The following is a 1,483-nucleotide window of genomic DNA, read 5'->3' as shown; positions in this document are numbered from 1 at the left end:
CCGCAGTTGCCCGGGTGCTCGACGGCCTCGCTCCGGCCGACCTCGCCGGGGTGTCCTCGCCCGCGGCGCTCGTCGAACTCGTCGCCCGACTCCGGGGGACCGTGGCGCCGCCCGCGGACCCGGCCGACGACGACGTCGACGATCCGTACCGACGCTCGACGGCGACGCACGAGCGCGTGGCCGACGAGATCGCCGGGGCGCTGACGGTGATCGCGGACGCGCTGCGCGCCGTGCGCTGACGCGCGGGCTCCCGCCGCGGCCCGGGTGCGTGCTCGACTTCACGCGCTGGGCGACACCTCACGCGGTCGCGCGCCCGTGAGCTGTCGCTGGGCGCGAAACATCGAACGCCCGTTCGCGCACCCGCGCCCGCACCCGCGGCAGAGCCCGCGGCCCTACCGCCCCCGGCGCCCGCGGCCCCGCCGGCGGAATGGCCGGAGAACGAGTCCCCCGATCGGTCCCCTGTACCCCGGATGTGCGACGCATCCCCCCGGAAACCCGGGCTTCTCCGAAGGGGTGCATTGGCGGAACCCGTGAATCGACGGGCATCGCTGGCGGGTGGAGGGGTCGTTCTCGTAGCGTTCTCGTGTCAGGAGATGTACCCCGGATCGCGAAGGAGAGCGACATGAGCACCACCGTCAGCACCGACACCCGAGCCGAGGTCACGCTCGACACCGAGACGGTCGACACGATCGCGATCCTCGAGGCCCAGGCAGAGACGCACGCCCGCCCGGCCCGCGCCAAGCTCACCTGGACGCAGGAGGACGACGGCGAGTGGGTCGCCAACTACGGCGGGTACTTCGGCGGCTCGGTGGACAAGCGCGACGACCGTTACGTCGCCTCGGACACCTTCGGACTCGTCGTGGGCGACTTCGCATCGCTCGAGCAGGCCCAGGCGAAGCTCGCGGACCAGCTGCACGTGATGCTGCCGTCCGTGATCCGCCCGGTCGACTAGCGCGACGCTCGGGACCGCGGGCACGACCAGCACCGGTCTCCGGACCACCCGCACCACCAGTTCCAGACAGCACCACCAGCACCTGCACCACGGCACGCCGCACCACAGCAGCACGCACCACGAAGGAGCACGACCATGAGCACGCCCGTCGACCACCACCAGCACCTCGAGGTGACCGTCGACACCGCCACGATGGTCGCGATTACGGGCATGGACGACCACGCCGAGATCGTGGTCGACACCGCGGTCGACCAGCCCGTCCACCCGCGGATCCTCTGGACTCGCCCGGACACCGGCCTCTGGGCGGCCAACTACGGCGGCTACTACGGCGGAACGGTCGACCGGCAGGGTGCCCACTACTTCGTGTCCGACACCTTCGGACAGTACGTCGGCGACTTCCGGTCGCTCGAGGAAGCGCAGCAGCGGCTCGCCGAGCGGCTCCACGTCCTCCTGCCGGACGTGCGGCACGACAGCATCTGACGACCCTGACAGGAGGCGGTGGAGNTGNTCGGCGAGCTGTTGTCGGGCTTC

The 1,483-nt window shown here is 71.6% G+C and carries 2 protein-coding genes and 1 pseudogene; all 3 read left to right on the top strand.

The genetic code is table 11. From position 1 onward, the window contains the following. Positions 1-239: pseudogene (locus I5E_RS25030) on the top strand (hypothetical protein); the annotation flags it as partial. A 383-nt stretch (positions 240-622) separates the two neighbouring features. Further along, complete coding sequence (locus tag I5E_RS00165; protein WP_022905219.1) at positions 623-952, top strand: hypothetical protein; 330 nt, start codon at positions 623-625, stop codon at positions 950-952. Between the two features lie 135 nt (positions 953-1,087). Further along, positions 1,088-1,432 (top strand): hypothetical protein, encoded by a 345-nt coding sequence (locus I5E_RS00160; RefSeq protein WP_022905218.1) that lies wholly within the window; start codon positions 1,088-1,090, stop codon positions 1,430-1,432. Positions 1,433-1,483 lie beyond the last annotated feature (51 nt).

The sequence above is a fragment of the Curtobacterium sp. B18 genome (assembly GCF_000333375.1).
In the GTDB taxonomy this organism is placed as follows: Bacteria; Actinomycetota; Actinomycetes; order Actinomycetales; family Microbacteriaceae; genus Curtobacterium.
This window is presented reverse-complemented; position numbering and strand designations above follow the sequence as displayed.

What these genes read in the sequence shown, in the direction of transcription:
- I5E_RS00160 (WP_022905218.1), top strand. Translation starts at nt 1,088, where the DNA reads ATGAGCACGCCCGTCGACCACCACCAGCACCTCGAGGTGACCGTCGAC.
- I5E_RS00165 (WP_022905219.1), top strand. Translation starts at nt 623, where the DNA reads ATGAGCACCACCGTCAGCACCGACACCCGAGCCGAGGTCACGCTCGAC.